Below are 14,073 nucleotides of genomic sequence, written 5' to 3'. Positions count from 1 at the left end.
CGTTGCCTGTTTATCCTTTGGAACAAATTTAGGAGGTTGTTTTTGTGATGTTGAAGGTCAAATGCGACAAAATGAAGGGGGATTGCGCATGCTTATCTTTTTGGAAAGGTCTCGTCTCCCCAGGGACCGGTAATCACCAGGGCAAGCCAACGGCAGGGATGGTGGCGGTTGGCGTTTCTTATGCAAGTTAGCATGCATGACCGTTGGAGCAACTTCAAGTTTAAGTCTTACTCCTTCATCTGCATTCTTGACCAAATCAGCGGGTTTTTATCTGGTTAGCGGCACACCTGTCTTCGTTTTCAAGTTAAAGGTTCTGTCGTAGGCGCGAAAAGCGTCTGTACTCGGAATCCAGCCCGATTTGCTGGCACCAAGCGTGTGCAATTGCAATCCGATACACACGTATCATAAGGTGGAGAAAATTGCTACTTTTTGAGTCCTGCCGGTAGGCTTCTGAGGCCCGGTTACTCGTTCCGGATGCGGCCGCGTTCTTCTTCCGAGCCGGTGGGGCGCTGGTGTTTCGGCGGGGTGCCCTGGCGGCCGAAGGTGTAGGCATAGCTCAGCCGGAAGATGCGCGAGAGGGACGATTCGGTGCGGCTGTACACTTCACTTTGGAGGGAAAACACCTCTTCGGTGACGCGGCCGAAGTAGGAGGTGATCCGCAGGGTTTTGAACAGGTCGGTCACCGTCAGTTGGAGCGTGCCGCCCCGTTCCCCGAGTTCTTTTTTCAGCCCCGCGTTCATCTGTCCCATGCCGTCGACGCGCACGGAGCCGTTGTATTGCGCAGCATGGTACCAGCCGGAAAGTTCCAACGCGAACCGGGCCGGGAGCAGGAAGGTATGGCTGCCGTTGAACGAAAACGTCCCGTAGATTTTCTGCGCGGGTTGCTCGGTGTGGGCGAGCTGGAACTGCCGTCCGCTTCCGATGAGCGTGTGGGTGGCGCTCCACCACGGTGTGAGTTGCAGCGGTAGCGTGGCCTGCAAGGTAAGGTTGTGCTGGTAGGCCAGGTTTTGGGGCGAGACGTACATCAGCGTGCCCTCCGCGTTGCGCGTCATCTGGTACTGAGCGATGGGCCGGTCGTCGTAACTGTAGCCCAGGGAAACCGCGTAGCCCCGAACCTGAACCCCCAGCGTCAGGGCGTGGGTAATGACGGGCCGGAGCAGCGGATTGCCTGTGAAAACAGACACCGGATCGGTATAGACGAGGTAGGAGGCGAGGTCGTTGTAGGTCGGGCGGCTGATCCGCTTGGTGTAGGAGAGGTTGAGGCGAGAGGCATCGGCGAGCTGGTGCGACAGCAAAAGGGACGGAAACAGGTTGTGTTGTCGGCGCAACGTGATGCCGTCGGCCTGCCGGATGTGCCGGTCGGTATATTCGTAGCGTAGTCCGGCGGTGAGTTGGGTAGTAGCGCGCGGTTGCCACTGAAAAGAGGTGTAGCCTGCCCCGATGCGCTCGCGCACCTGCAACCGACTGGCCGTGCGGGCTTCGTCGAGCCAGCCTTCCTGCGGCTCGTAATGGGCCAGCCCTGCCCGCGTGGCGTTGGCCGAAAAAGTGCCCTTGCCGCCCGCCTGCCACAGAAGTCGCGGGTTCAGTGGCTGCACGTAATCCAGTTTCACGACGCCGATGTGCATCCCGGTTTGGCTGGTGCCGCGCAACTCGCTCCGAAACGCAGCGCCCTCGGGCCGCACGGGCACGCCTTCCCGGTTCGAGAACGCATTGTGCACCTGATTCGGGCTGGCGTTCTGGTAATAGAGGTAATCCACTTCTCCCGTGAGCCGCTGGCCCTCGTTTAGTTGGTGATCCAGGTACACATGCGCGTCCAAGTTGCGCCAGCGGTTCTGTCCTTCGACCGTCGACCGCATCACCAAAACGGAGTCCGGCTCGCTGCGGTAGTGGGCAAACGAGTAGACCGACGCGGGATTGTGGGCCTGGTTGTAGGTCAGGTCGCCGCCCAGCGTGGTGCGTTCAGTGAAGTCATGCTCCAGCCCGAAGCGGAAGTTGTGGCTGTTTTGCGTACGGCGGTTCTGGTTGAGGAAGTCCACGTCGAGCGCACCACCGAGGGTCGGCATGTCTTGCGTCGAGCGGGCGAACCACTGGTGAAAGGAACGGTCGTGCATAACCGCATAATTCCCGGACAGGCGGGTAGCGCCCCGGTTGTGGGCCAGGTTCACGCTCGCGGTCCCTTTTTCGCCCCAGCCGTAACCGACCGACACCGCCGCGGAGCCGTGGGTACCGTCGTCTTGTTCTTGCTTGAGTACCAGGTTGAGGATACCCCCGCTGCCCTCCGCATCGTATTGCGCCGACGGGGCATCGATGATTTCCAGCTTTTCCAGCTGGTCGGCGTTCAGGCCGCGCAGCATTGCCATCACGTCCGCCGCGGGCAGGCGCAGAAGCTTTCCGTTGAGCATCACCGTCACTCCGCTTTTTCCGTTCAGCATGAACTGCTGGTTGCGGTGATCAAGGGTCACACCCGGCGCACGTTCCAGCACCTGCAAGGCGTTGCTGCCCTGAGACAGCAGACTTTCGCTGACGTTCACCACGGTGCGGTCCGCTTCCCGCTGAAACAGGGGCTTTTCGCCCCGCACCACCACGCCGTCGAGTTGTACAGTCGCTTCAGGCAGTACTGACGTGCCGATCGCAAGGTGCTCGCCAGGAGAGCGAACGTGGAACGGCTCCGACGTCCAGGACTGATGCCCGACGGCGCTGATGTGGAGTCGGTACGTGCCGATCGGTACCGACGCGAAGTGATACGCCCCCGCCTCGTCGGTGACTACCCCGGCCGCCAGTGTGCTGTCGGGGTGAAGCAGCACAACGGTCGCGTAGGGTAGTGGCGACTGGTCCGCCGCGAGGCAGGTGCCGTCGATGGACGCTTGCCCGTGGAGGGTGACGGAACTCAACAAGCAGAGGAGCATGAAGTCGGTTCGCATGAGCGGGTGGGGTTGGGAGGTGGGTACCGAGCGCAGCCGGAGTTACAGCAGCCAGTCGTCGGCCGGCACGTCGGCCGGGGGCGGGGGCGTCTCCTCTACTTGAAGAGAAGGAAGCGTGACCCGTTCCCATGCCAGCGAAACGGTTTGTTTCTGCACGGTACGACCGCGCTTGATTTCCACCTGGTAGTCGCCGGAGGGCAGGGGCGTCAGGTTAAAACTGCGAACGTAGCTGCGGGCCTGCACCTTGTCGTGATGCAGCGTGTGTCCCTGCGCATCTTTCAGCCAGATCTGCACGACATCCCGCTCGGGATTATCGAAGGTGACTTTGAAGCGGGCCGTACCGGCCACGGCAAAGACGTGGGCCTGAAACCGGGTCGGGGTGAGGTGTGCCGGAGCGGGGAGATCCGGTAGTGCCGAAACCTGCAACGTGGTGGACAGTAGGTGATTTGACCGCAGGCGGGCGTGGGTTTCGTTCAGCTTCCGTACGTTGCGTGGGGTCAGCTTGAGGTACTGGCCGGGCAGGGTTTCCTCGTAGAGCAAACGGTGCTGGTCGTCGAAGAACTGCACCCGGGTCAGGCGTTGGTCAGGGTCGGTATAGACGCGCCAGTGGTCCTGGGGACTGACGTAGGCGGGGAGTGACGTCTCGGTGTGCTGCGCCCCGGCGGCGAGCGGGGCGACGATCAGCAGAAGGGCAGAAAGAGCGTGTTCCAGTTTCATGGGAAAAAGGTGAAGTGAAAAATGTGATGTTCGGACGCCGCAGCACGAAGCAGCCGGCAGCGGCTCCGAACAGAAGCGAAGAAACCGAGTGGCACACGCTTTTAAAAATGAGGTTGACAAGAGGCGCACGTAAATTGACAACCGGTCGGTCTGGCGCAAAAGGGGAGACGCCTACCCGCCAGGCGAGTGGTGGTGTAGCCATTCCTGCCGGTCATCAACAAAGGTCGACCGGTGGTGTAGCGGCGGCGAAGCGAACGCGGTTCTTTTCTTATCTTACCGGATGGATTCGTGAACGAATGATGAGGAACCTAGCGTCTGACACGACCGCCACCCTGCCGGCATCCCTCCGTTGGGTGGTGGATTACAAACTCTACCACCTGTTTTTCTGGGGCTTCTACCATTTTATGTGGTGGTCGCTCGCGGCGGGCAGTCCGCTGGAGGCGGTGCGGTCCATCCTGGAACTGCCCCACTTCGTGAAGTACCTCTCGTACGTCGTCTTTCAGGCGCTGGGTGTGTATTTCAACCTCTACGTGCTGATGCCGCGTCTGCTGGAGCGAGGGAAACTGGTGACCTATCTGCTGGCGCTGGCCGCGCTGATTTTCGTCGTGGCGGGCTGCATCATGGCGGGCTATTACCTCGGGGCGGTGTGCGAAGGAGGGACGGTTAGCGAGGTGTACCACTTCGATAGGAACAAGCTGCACCTGATCTATTTTCAGAGTCCGTTTTCGTCCACGCTGGCGGCCATGACGCTGGCGATGAGCATCAAACTCACCAAAAACTGGGTGCAGAGCAAACAACACCAGCAGCGGCTGGAAAAGGAAAAACTGGAAACCGAACTCAAATTTCTGCGGGCGCAGTTCAACCCGCATTTTCTGTTCAACACCATCAACTCCATCTTCTTTTTGATTCATAAAAATCCCGACAAAGCGTCCAACTCGCTGGCGAAATTCTCCGACCTGTTGCGCTACCAACTCTACGAATGCAACGAGGCGTTGATCCCGCTGCGGAAGGAGATTTTCTACATCGAGAACTTCATCGCGCTGGAAAAACTGCGGCTGGACGATCAGGTGCAGGTGAACTATTCACTCGATTCGCAGGCGACCGACCATCTTCTGATTGCACCGTTCATTCTGATGACGTTCATCGAGAACGCCTTCAAGCACCTGTCGAGCGAGGACGAAACGACCAACTGGATCGACATCCGTTTGCAGCTGAATGGGACACACCTGACGTTGCATGTGGCCAACAGCGTGTCGTGCGACCGAAAGCGGGAGGTGGTGGCGTACGGCGGCATCGGGCTGCCCAACATCGAACGACGGCTGACGCTGCTCTACCCCGACCAGCATCGGCTGGACATCCGTCCGCATCGGGATCGGTTCGAGGTGACCTTGCATTTGACGTTGACCGAAACGGCCGCTTCTTATAAATCAGTAGCCATCGAAAACTGGGTAGAAGGATGATCCGTTGCGCGATTGTAGACGATGAACCGCTGGCGCGGGAAGGCTTGGCCGATTACGTGGCCGAGATCGACTTTCTGCACCTGGTCGGGGTGTGCAAACATCCAGTCGAGTTGATGAACCTGATGGAACGCGAACCGGTCGATCTGATTTACCTCGATATCCAGATGCCGAAATTGAGCGGTATCGACTTTTTAGAGATGACGCCCCACCCGCCGCTCGTGATCATGACGACCGCCTACCCGAGCTACGCGCTGGAAGGCTTCCGCCTGAACGTCCTCGACTTTCTGCTCAAACCCATCACGTTCGACCGCTTCATCCGGGCCTCGCAAAAGGCGAAAGATCACGCCCGGCTCCTTGCACGCGAAGGCGCTCAACATGCCCCGGAACCCGACTACTTCTTCATCAAGTGTGAGAACAAATACGAGAAGATCTACTTCCGCGACATCCTCTACATTCAGGGCATGCAGAACTACGTGCAGATCTTCACCGAACAGGGGATGTACCTCACGCTTCTCAACCTGAAGGACATCGAACAGAACCTGACCGGGCAGCCCTTCATCCGCGTCCACAAGTCGTACATCGTCAGCATTCCCAAGGTCGATTCCCTCGAAACCGCCGACATCGTGGTGCGTTCCCACCGCATCCCCGTCAGCCGCAACTACCGCGATCAGGTCCTGAAACAGGTGGTCGGCAATAAGTTATGGCGGCGGTAGGCGGGGCCTTCCACCGGATTTTTGTAGTTCTGTAGAGGCCACGCCTGTGCATCGTTTCGCCCGACGGGCAGTTCGCAATTACCCGATCTTTGCCCCATGACGTTCAAACTCTATCCAATGAAATTGCTCAAATTAGGCTTCTTCGTGCTTGGCTTCGCCCTGTGGCTGACTTCCTGCCACGAGAAGGGACGAGCGCAAGGCACCGTTGACACAGATGCCATGATGATTCGGATTGCAGAACTTACCATCGATTCCACTTACCTCGACGAGTACCTCGCGATTCTGAAAGAGGAGTCCGCGGCCTCGGTCCGGGTGGAGCCGGGCGTGATCGCCATTTATCCGATGTTCGAGCAGGAAAACCCCACCGAAATCCGGATTCTGGAAATCTACGCCAGCAGAGAGGCGTACGAAGCGCATTTACAAACCCCCCACTTCCAGCATTACAAAACCACTACCCTGCATATGGTCAAGGACCTGCGCCTCATCGAGATGGCCGCCATCGACGAAGCGACCATGCCCCAGGTGTTCCGCAAGCTCAATCCCTAGCAACCATTTTCCTTCTGGTGCAGTTTGGCCAGCCCACTTTTCACGGGTGCAGTGAAGTCAAATTCTATGCTCAGGGCGTCTGACGAGAAGGCAGAGGCTCCACGTCGTGCTTCTTCTCCCACTTTTCCAACAGGTTCAGGATCGGCAGCAAGTCTAGTCCTTTCGGGGTGAGGCTGTACTCCACACGGGGCGGCAGTTCCCGGAACTCTTCCCGGATCACGATGCCGTCCGCCTCCAGTTCGCGCAGCTGTTCTGTCAAGACTTTCCGGGACACGATGTCGATCACGGCGGCCAATTGCCCGAAGCGAACTTTCCGGTCCCGAATCACCGCTACGATGATCGGTTTCCATTTAGAACCCAGTGCGGACATGGCACTGGACAGCGGACAATCGCTGATGAGTAAGCGCTGATTGCTCATGGAGATTCTGGTTACGATGAGGTTACTAGTATCTGACTTCGATGGTTACAAATGAAAACTAACGTTAGTTCCTTTGTGTAACCCATTTGAAATCATACAAGATAAGCACTTTTTATGCAACGTTTCATGAATAAAGTCGCCCTGATTACGGGCGGCAACAGCGGCATCGGGTTTGCCACCGCTCAGCGATTCATAGCCGAAGGCGCACAGGTCCTCATCACGGGCCGAAAGGCGAACGCAGTCAACGAAGCCGTGGCGCAGCTTGGAAACAATGCCGTTGGCCTTGTGTCGGATACCGGAAAGATGGCGGACATTTCTCAACTGGCCGAGGCAGTTCGTGCGCATCACGACCACCTCGACGTGCTTTTCATCAACGCCGGAGTATCGCTCGGTGTGCCCATCACACAGGTGAGCGAAGCGCAGTACGATACGCAATTCGACATCAACGTGAAGGGGGCTTACTTCACGATCCAGCAGTTACTGCCGCTGATGCGCGACGGCAGCGTCATCGTGCTGAACGCATCGGCCACAGTGCATCGTGGTTTCCCCGGCAACTCGGTCTATGCCGCCACCAAAGCGGCGCTCGTGGCCCTGGCCCGAACGCTCTCGGCGGAGCTGCTCGACCGGCGCATCCGCGTCAATGCGATTAGTCCCGGCCCGGTGACAACCCCGCTGTACACCAAAATGGGGATTCGGGAAGAACACCGGGAAGCTACCCTGCATGCCTACACCAACATGGTGCCGGTGAAGCGTTTCGGCACGCCGGAGGAAATCGCGTCCATTGCCACGTTCCTCGCCTCTGATGAGTCCTCGTTCATCGTCGGGGAGGAGATCATCGCCGGGGGCGGCATCGGCACGTTGTAGCGAAATTGTCCGTTAAGTGCCACGAACCCTCGGCGTTGGTAGTCGGGTCCGAGGGTTCAGGTTTTTCGTTCATTCGTTCCGAAGGGAATCCACAGGATTGGCGACCGCCGCCTTGAGCGACTGATACCCAATGGTAAGCAGCGCGACCAACAGCGCCAGACACCCCGCCAGAGCAAAATGACCCGGACCCAATTCGATCTGATAGGCAAAGTCGTGAAGCCACTGGTGCATCCCGTACCAGGCCAACGGCGTGGCAATGACAAAAGCGATCAACACCAGAAGCAGAAAGTCTTTCGACAACAGCAGCGTGACGTGTTGGGTAGAAGCACCCAGCACTTTTCGGATGCTGATTTCCTTCATACGCTGGGCGGCGGCGAAGGTAGCCAGTCCAAACAGCCCCAGGCTGGCAATGAACAGCGCGATGGCTGTAAACGCACCAAACAGGGTAGCAAACCGCCGGTCGGCTTTGTACTGCGCGTCGAACGCGGCATCGGCGAAATCGTAACTGAATGGATTGCCCGGAAACTGTTTCTGGTAGATCGCCTCGATGGCCGCCAGGGTTCCCGGCAAGTGGTGGGTGCTTACCTTCAGGCTGATCTGGCCGCGGCTGGACTGATAGAAAAAAAGGACCGGCTGGTTGGGTTGGTGCGCCGAAGACCAGCGAAAGTCTTTGACCACGCCCCGGATCACAAACCCATCGCCGCCGGGCGTGATACGCTCCCCCAGCGCCGCTTCGTTGTTGGCAAAACCCAACGCACGGGCCAGGGTTTCGTTGATCAAGACCGACTGGTCGCCACTGTCGGGCACGACCATGCCCTCGTACAAAGGCGCTCCGGCTATCACCTCCAGCCCGTAGAGAGGGGCAAAATGCGAATCGATTCCCGTCCCACACACGTCGGTGCTGGTCGAGGGATCGGCGTTGGCTCTGTACATCTCGGTTTGCCATTCAAAGCCGCGTCCGGGCGTTGTACCCGATATACTGACTTCTTCCACGGCAGCAAGCTTGGTCAACTCTTGTTTCAGCGTGGCCATTTCGGCGGCGCGGTCGGCCCCGCTCTGCCGCACCTTCGGGCCTTCTATCACCAGGACTTGGGTAAGATCGAGTCCCGTTTCCAGTTCCTGCATGTAGCGAAGCTGGGCATAGACGACGAGTGCACCGGCCAGCAGGGCAATGGAAGCGGTGAACTGCACCACGACCAGCACCTTCCGCAGCGATACCCTAGCCGAAAACCGACTCGTCTGCTGCTTGAGAATGGACAGGGGCTTGAACGAAGCCAGGATGAATGCCGGATACCCCCCTGCGAGTAGGGTACTGCCGACAAACATGACCACGACGCTGACCCAGAACTTCCCGTCGCGCAGTAAATTTCCATCCAGGGTGACGTCGGCCACGTGATTCACCAGGGGGATGACCTGTGAAACCAGCACGGCGGCTAACAGGAGAGAAATGACGTTGACCAGGGCCGATTCCGTCAAAAATTGTCCGATCAATTGTGCTTTCTGTGCCCCTACGGCCTTGCGAATGCCCACTTCTTTGGCGCGTTTGGCAGCGCGTGCCGTCGTCAGGTTGATGTAGTTGACCAACGCGATCAGGAGCGTGATGTAGCCGATGATGCTGAAGAATGTGACGATCTGCCGATCGCCCGTCACGGTAGCCGATGCTGTGATCTCCTTGTTCAGGTGAATGTCGGTCAAGGGCTGTACGTAGCTCTCGGCTTTCATATCGCCAGTGGTAAACTCATCCGCTCGGTGTGCGCGGTAGGTCTTGACGATGCCCGCTTCCACCGCTTTGGTCGATACCGAAGGCGTTAATTGCACATAGGTGATAAAGTTGGTCCACCCCCAGGGCGCATCTTTTAACTGGTATTGTCTTCTGGTCAACAAGTCCTGCATCGGCAGCAGAAAATCGAACCGGAGGGACGAGGTGGCCGGTACCGCATCGAGCACGCCGACCACGGTGTAGGTACCCGTTACCCATCCCGTAAATTCGATGAGTTTTCCCAGGGGCTCCTCGTCGCCAAAATACTTCCGGGCCATCTCGTCGGTGAGCACCATCGTGTGGGGCTGGTGCAGCATCTGTGTCCGGTCGCCCTGGAGCAACGGGAAATCGAACATCTGCAGGAAGGAAGAATCCACAAAGAGTACCTGGTTTTCAGCGAACGTACGTGCTTCGTTGCCCGCCTGGTACGTAAGAACCGCCTCCCCGTAGTTGGGGTGGACGCGTGTGTACTGCTCGATTCCCGGTACTTCTTCGGCCAGCGTTGGTCCTAACTGGAAACCATGATTCGCGTCAAACTTTTTGTCCTGATCTCCTTCGGTCAGACGGATGGCCACCCGGTAGAGTTGATCTTTCTTCTGGTGGAATTGATCAAAGCTCGTTTCGTACTGCACAAACAGAAGGATCACCAGAAAGCAGGCGAGACCGACCGCCAGGCCGGCGATGTTGAGAAACGAATAGAGCTTCTGAGCGCGGAGGTTGCGCCAGGCGAGAAGGAAATAGTTGCGTAGCATGGCGGAGAAAAGAAGTGAGGAGGGAGAAGAATTTCGTTTGAATGCGGAAAAGCGTAAATAGCTGAGGACTTCTCTGCGGTATCGGCGTCGGGCGTCGGCCGCCCCGGCTTGCCGCACACGGAGGGCGTAGCGTTCATGTAGGTCGCCAAGTACCTCCTCGTGATCGTCGCCATACCACCAAACCAGGAGCCGGTCGAGCCAGCGCGGGGGGCGGGGGAAGTCGGGGGAAGGGCGCATGGTTAGGTCAGTCCAAGGTGAGGTAAGGCGTGCGGCGCAATCCGGTCCCAGAGGCGGTTCCGCACGTTCCGCACAGCGTGGAGAATGTGACTCCCGGCGGGTGTCACTTCGTAGAGGCGCTTGCGCCGTCCGCCCCGTTCGGGCGTGGCGTCCCCCATTTCGGAGCGGACCATGCCCTTTTTCTCCAGTCGTTGCAGGGCAGCGTGCACCGCCCCGGTGGTGACGGTCCGGCCGGTTTCCTGTTCCAGCTCTTCGGCAATGGCGACCGAGTAGGCCTGCGGCAGGAGGACCGCTACGGTCAGGAGCACGACTTCTTCAAATTCACCTAAATCACTTCGTCGCATAGGAGAGAGGAGATTACTTCCATTTCCGTATAACAAATAAGCTGCCAGAAGAGGAAAACCATTTCAGCGCTTCATTTGGGCGACTTCCAAAAACAAAACTGTCCGTAAAGGGACAGGCAGTGTCCACATGGAGACAGTAGGGGAGAACAGGGGACGAGGCCAAAGCCCTGCGGCCTAGCCGAGAAGTTCAGGGCTCATTTTTATTCTACACCTCCGGCGGATATCTTTGGCATTCTCCCTTTGCCTTCTGCCTCGTGGTCAGGCACTTTCCCGTCAAAATAGAACCTCACTCGCGTCGCTTATGCTTTCACATGCCCTGCGCATTGCCCTTCCCCGCCTCACCGATGGACTACTACTTTCTTGACTCGTTTTTTGCCCGGCAATACGCGCAGGAAGAGTGGTACGGCCAGGTATTTCTGGTGGCGGCCGGGTTTGCGGTGTGCCTGGGCCTGTTCGGGCTAACCTACTACACCGTCGTGCGGAAGCAGAAGGAAATCGGCATCCGGAAAGTGATCGGCGCTACCGTCATGGACCTGTTCGGGATGCTGTCCCGCAGCTACGTGGCGTTGCTGGTACTCGCGTTTGCCATCGCCACGCCGCTCACCTACTTCCTGCTGGAACAGTGGCTCCGGCGCTACGCATTTCGGACCGAGCTGGGGATCGGAATTTTTGTCTGGCCCTTTCTACTGCTGGCTCCGCTGGTGCTGCTGACGGTCGGTTCGCTGACGGTCAAAGCGGCCCGCGTCAATCCTACCGAATCGTTGCGGAGCGAGTGAGTAGGCAGTCGTGCACGGTGCGGTGGCGGGTGGCTGCACGCTGGTGTCGGGTGGCTGCAAAAAGGTAGGCATTTCCCCCGGGCTTGCGTATCATTCGCTTTTTATCGGTAGCGCTTGCGATTATGTGGTATACGGAACTCCGGGCCGGATTTCGGGCTCTGTTCAAACAGAAAGGGTTTGCCCTGATCAATCTCCTGGGGTTGGGGCTGGCCCTGAGTGCCTTCTTGCTCATTGGGTTGTACACCTCTTTCCAGTGGAGCATCGATGCGTTTCACCAGCATCATTCGACCCTCTATGCCGTACACCAGCGTACGTTTCAACACGGAGAGCTGCTTGCGGAAAGCAACGAAACCTATCAGGAAGTGGGCCCGCTTCTACAGCAGCATCTACCCGGGGTGGTGAACATGACGCGTGTCACCTGGCCGTTGGAGCAACTGGTGCAACCGCAGCACACCGCCGCGTCCGAGGTCTTTACCGAAAGTCAGGCGCTCTATGTCGACTCTTCCTTTCTGCTGATGTTTACGTTTCCGCTGGTGGCGGGCGATGCCGACCGGGCGCTGACGCAACCGCATTCGGTGGTCCTGACGGAAGCCACGGCGCAGAAGTACTTTGGGGAGCAATCGCCGCTGGGGAAAACGCTGCTCACGACCGATGCCTGGGGCAGTGAGGTGAGCTGGACCGTGACCGGAGTCGCGCACGAGGTGCCGGCTCATTCCTCGTTGCAGTTCGATCTCCTGTTTGCGTCCCGATTTGAGCAGGATACTGCCGAAATGGTATTGCCCGACTACCAGACCTTTGTGCAACTGGCCGAGACCGCCGATCCCCAGGCGACCGCCGCCAAGCTCGATCGCGTTGTGCTGCCACTACTGGGCCGTTGGGCACGTGCCGCGGACCGAACCCTGGCGCTTTCGTTACTTCCGCTGGAAGAGCTTTACTTTGATCAGCATCCGGACCGGCGAGAAGCGGTCGCCATCGCAACGGGCATGGCGTTGCTTATTCTGATGATCGCCTGGATTAACTTCGTGAATGTTGCCGTAGTGCAGTCGCTGGACCGCGCCAAAGGCATCGGAGTGCGTAAGGTAATCGGCGCTTCGACGGGGCAACTGAGGCGACAGCACATCGGGGAGAATCTGGCCTTGCACGGACTGGCGCTGCTGCTGGCCCTCGGGGGAACCCTGCTGGTACGGCCGTGGCTTTCGGGTTGGGTCCCGTTGCACGGCCCGGCTTCTTTTTCTGTTCTCTCGGCCCATTCGCTGGCGATGTTCGGGTTTTGGGGGGTAGGAACGCTGGGTGCCATTTTCTACGTGGCCTGGGTGACGTCGTCTTACGAGCTTCCTCTGGTCGTCAAAGGAAAATACGCGCACACCCGGAACCGGACCACCACCCGAAAAGTCTTGGTGGTGGTGCAGTTTGCCAGCGCCTTTCTTCTGATGGCGGGCGCGCTGGTCATGTACCGGCAGTTGCAGTTCATGCGGAACGCCCCGCTGGGCATCAACCTCGAACAGACCCTGGTCCTCAAGGCCCCGAAGCGGCACGAAAACAAGGAGGAACGCTACTCGGCGTTTAAGGCCGAGCTGCTTCGGCAGACGGCCGTCCAGGCGGTCTCTTCTACGTCCATCGTACCGGGGCGCGACATTGGGCATCAACTGAGCTTTCGGCGCCAGGGTGCGGATGAGGCGATGCAACGGACGCTGGCAGTCGTGGTGGTTGATCCGAACTTTGTGCCGGCCTTTGCCATTTCGCTGCGTGCGGGGCGTAATTTTTCCGAAGGAAGCTGGAAGAGCTGGCCTCAGGTACTCCTGAACGAAGCAGCGGCGCAAGCGTTGGGGTTCGCGCAGCCGGAAGAGGCCATCGCGCAACAGATCGTCGACCAGACGACCGGAAAGGCGCTCACGGTCATTGGGGTGGTGCCCAACTATCACCAAAAATCCTTGAAACAGGCGATTGTCCCGCTGGTGTATCGCTTCCAACCCAACAGTTGGGGGTATTGTGCGATCAAGCTGCGTGCAGAACGCCTTGCCTCTCCGCAGGGAGTGCAACAGGTGATGGACCAGATCGCCCAGGTCTGGCAGGCATCTTTTGAAGACGAACCGTTTGACTACTTTTTTCTCGATGCTTACTTCAATGCACAGTACGAAGCCGACGAGCAGGTGAACGCCGTCGTGACGGGCCTGACGCTGCTGGCCCTCGTAATTGCGGGCATCGGGTTGTTCGGGCTGGCTTCCTATGCGGCGATGCAGCGTACCAAAGAGATGGGCATCCGCAAAGTATGCGGGGCTTCGGTCGGGTCGTTGCTCTGGCTGCAAACGAAAAACTACTTGCAACTGGTGCTGCTCGCCATCCTGATCACCATCCCCATTGCCAATTATGGCCTGCAGCAGTGGCTGCAGCAGTACGCGTTTCACCTGGAAGTAGGGGGGCTCTTTTGGCTGGTGCCGGGGCTGGCCTTGCTGGCGGTCGCGTGGGCAGCCGTGGTGGTACAGGCAGCAAAGGCGGCCCGGACCAATCCCGTCGAAAGTTTACGACACGAGTGATCCGGACCCTGCCTTTCCGGGAGGTAACTGCC

At 58.6% G+C, this 14,073-nt stretch carries 11 protein-coding genes; 6 read left to right on the top strand and 5 right to left on the bottom strand.

Going from position 1 to position 14,073, the window contains the following annotated elements:
- Positions 1–461: 461 nt before the first annotated feature.
- The gene (locus tag BLR44_RS16615; RefSeq protein ID WP_089684000.1) at positions 462–2,921 is read right to left on the bottom strand and encodes an outer membrane beta-barrel protein; all 2,460 of its coding nucleotides are present in this window, start codon (positions 2,919–2,921) and stop codon (positions 462–464) included.
- A gap of 42 nt (positions 2,922–2,963) precedes the next feature.
- Complete coding sequence (locus BLR44_RS16610) at positions 2,964–3,638, bottom strand: hypothetical protein (protein WP_089683998.1); 675 nt, start codon at positions 3,636–3,638, stop codon at positions 2,964–2,966.
- Positions 3,639–3,934: 296 nt separating this feature from the next.
- On the opposite strand from BLR44_RS16610, the gene BLR44_RS16605 reads away from it, so the two are divergent.
- From BLR44_RS16605 to BLR44_RS16595, 3 genes are all read left to right on the top strand, one after another.
- Positions 3,935–5,098, top strand: coding sequence for a sensor histidine kinase (locus BLR44_RS16605; RefSeq protein WP_245706092.1), 1,164 nt, complete (start codon positions 3,935–3,937; stop codon positions 5,096–5,098).
- Positions 5,095–5,811 (top strand): LytR/AlgR family response regulator transcription factor, encoded by a 717-nt coding sequence (locus BLR44_RS16600; protein ID WP_089683993.1) that lies wholly within the window; start codon positions 5,095–5,097, stop codon positions 5,809–5,811. Before BLR44_RS16605 ends, BLR44_RS16600 begins: the two co-directional genes overlap by 4 nt.
- Before the next feature lie 117 nt (positions 5,812–5,928).
- Positions 5,929–6,357 carry a putative quinol monooxygenase gene (locus tag BLR44_RS16595; protein ID WP_245706091.1) on the top strand — a complete coding sequence of 143 codons (429 nt, stop codon included), beginning with the start codon at positions 5,929–5,931 and terminating at the stop codon, positions 6,355–6,357.
- Between the two features lie 70 nt (positions 6,358–6,427).
- Here the strand turns inward: BLR44_RS16595 and BLR44_RS16590 are convergent, their stop codons facing one another.
- Complete coding sequence (locus BLR44_RS16590) at positions 6,428–6,775, bottom strand: winged helix-turn-helix transcriptional regulator (RefSeq protein WP_089683991.1); 348 nt, start codon at positions 6,773–6,775, stop codon at positions 6,428–6,430.
- Between the two features lie 126 nt (positions 6,776–6,901).
- Between BLR44_RS16590 and BLR44_RS16585 the strand changes: the two genes are divergently transcribed.
- Positions 6,902–7,639 (top strand): SDR family oxidoreductase, encoded by a 738-nt coding sequence (locus BLR44_RS16585; protein ID WP_218127105.1) that lies wholly within the window; start codon positions 6,902–6,904, stop codon positions 7,637–7,639.
- A 69-nt stretch (positions 7,640–7,708) separates the two neighbouring features.
- Here BLR44_RS16585 and BLR44_RS16580 read toward each other — a convergent pair whose 3' ends face one another.
- Together BLR44_RS16580 and BLR44_RS16575 are read right to left on the bottom strand one after the other, a co-directional pair.
- Complete coding sequence (locus BLR44_RS16580) at positions 7,709–10,387, bottom strand: ABC transporter permease (protein WP_089683987.1); 2,679 nt, start codon at positions 10,385–10,387, stop codon at positions 7,709–7,711.
- A gap of 2 nt (positions 10,388–10,389) precedes the next feature.
- Positions 10,390–10,731 (bottom strand): PadR family transcriptional regulator, encoded by a 342-nt coding sequence (locus tag BLR44_RS16575; protein WP_089683984.1) that lies wholly within the window; start codon positions 10,729–10,731, stop codon positions 10,390–10,392.
- Between the two features lie 344 nt (positions 10,732–11,075).
- On the opposite strand from BLR44_RS16575, the gene BLR44_RS16570 reads away from it, so the two are divergent.
- Both BLR44_RS16570 and BLR44_RS16565 read left to right on the top strand, forming a co-directional pair.
- Positions 11,076–11,507: an ABC transporter permease gene (locus BLR44_RS16570; RefSeq protein ID WP_176956081.1), complete on the top strand. Its 432-nt coding sequence runs from the start codon at positions 11,076–11,078 to the stop codon at positions 11,505–11,507.
- Between the two features lie 122 nt (positions 11,508–11,629).
- Positions 11,630–14,041 (top strand): ABC transporter permease, encoded by a 2,412-nt coding sequence (locus BLR44_RS16565; RefSeq protein ID WP_143017334.1) that lies wholly within the window; start codon positions 11,630–11,632, stop codon positions 14,039–14,041.
- Positions 14,042–14,073: the final 32 nt, after the last annotated feature.

It is taken from the genome of Catalinimonas alkaloidigena (assembly GCF_900100765.1).
In the GTDB taxonomy this organism is placed as follows: Bacteria; Bacteroidota; Bacteroidia; order Cytophagales; family Flexibacteraceae; genus Mooreia; species Mooreia alkaloidigena.
The sequence above is the reverse complement of the archived record's forward strand: the minus strand, read 5'-3'. Positions and strand labels throughout refer to the sequence as shown.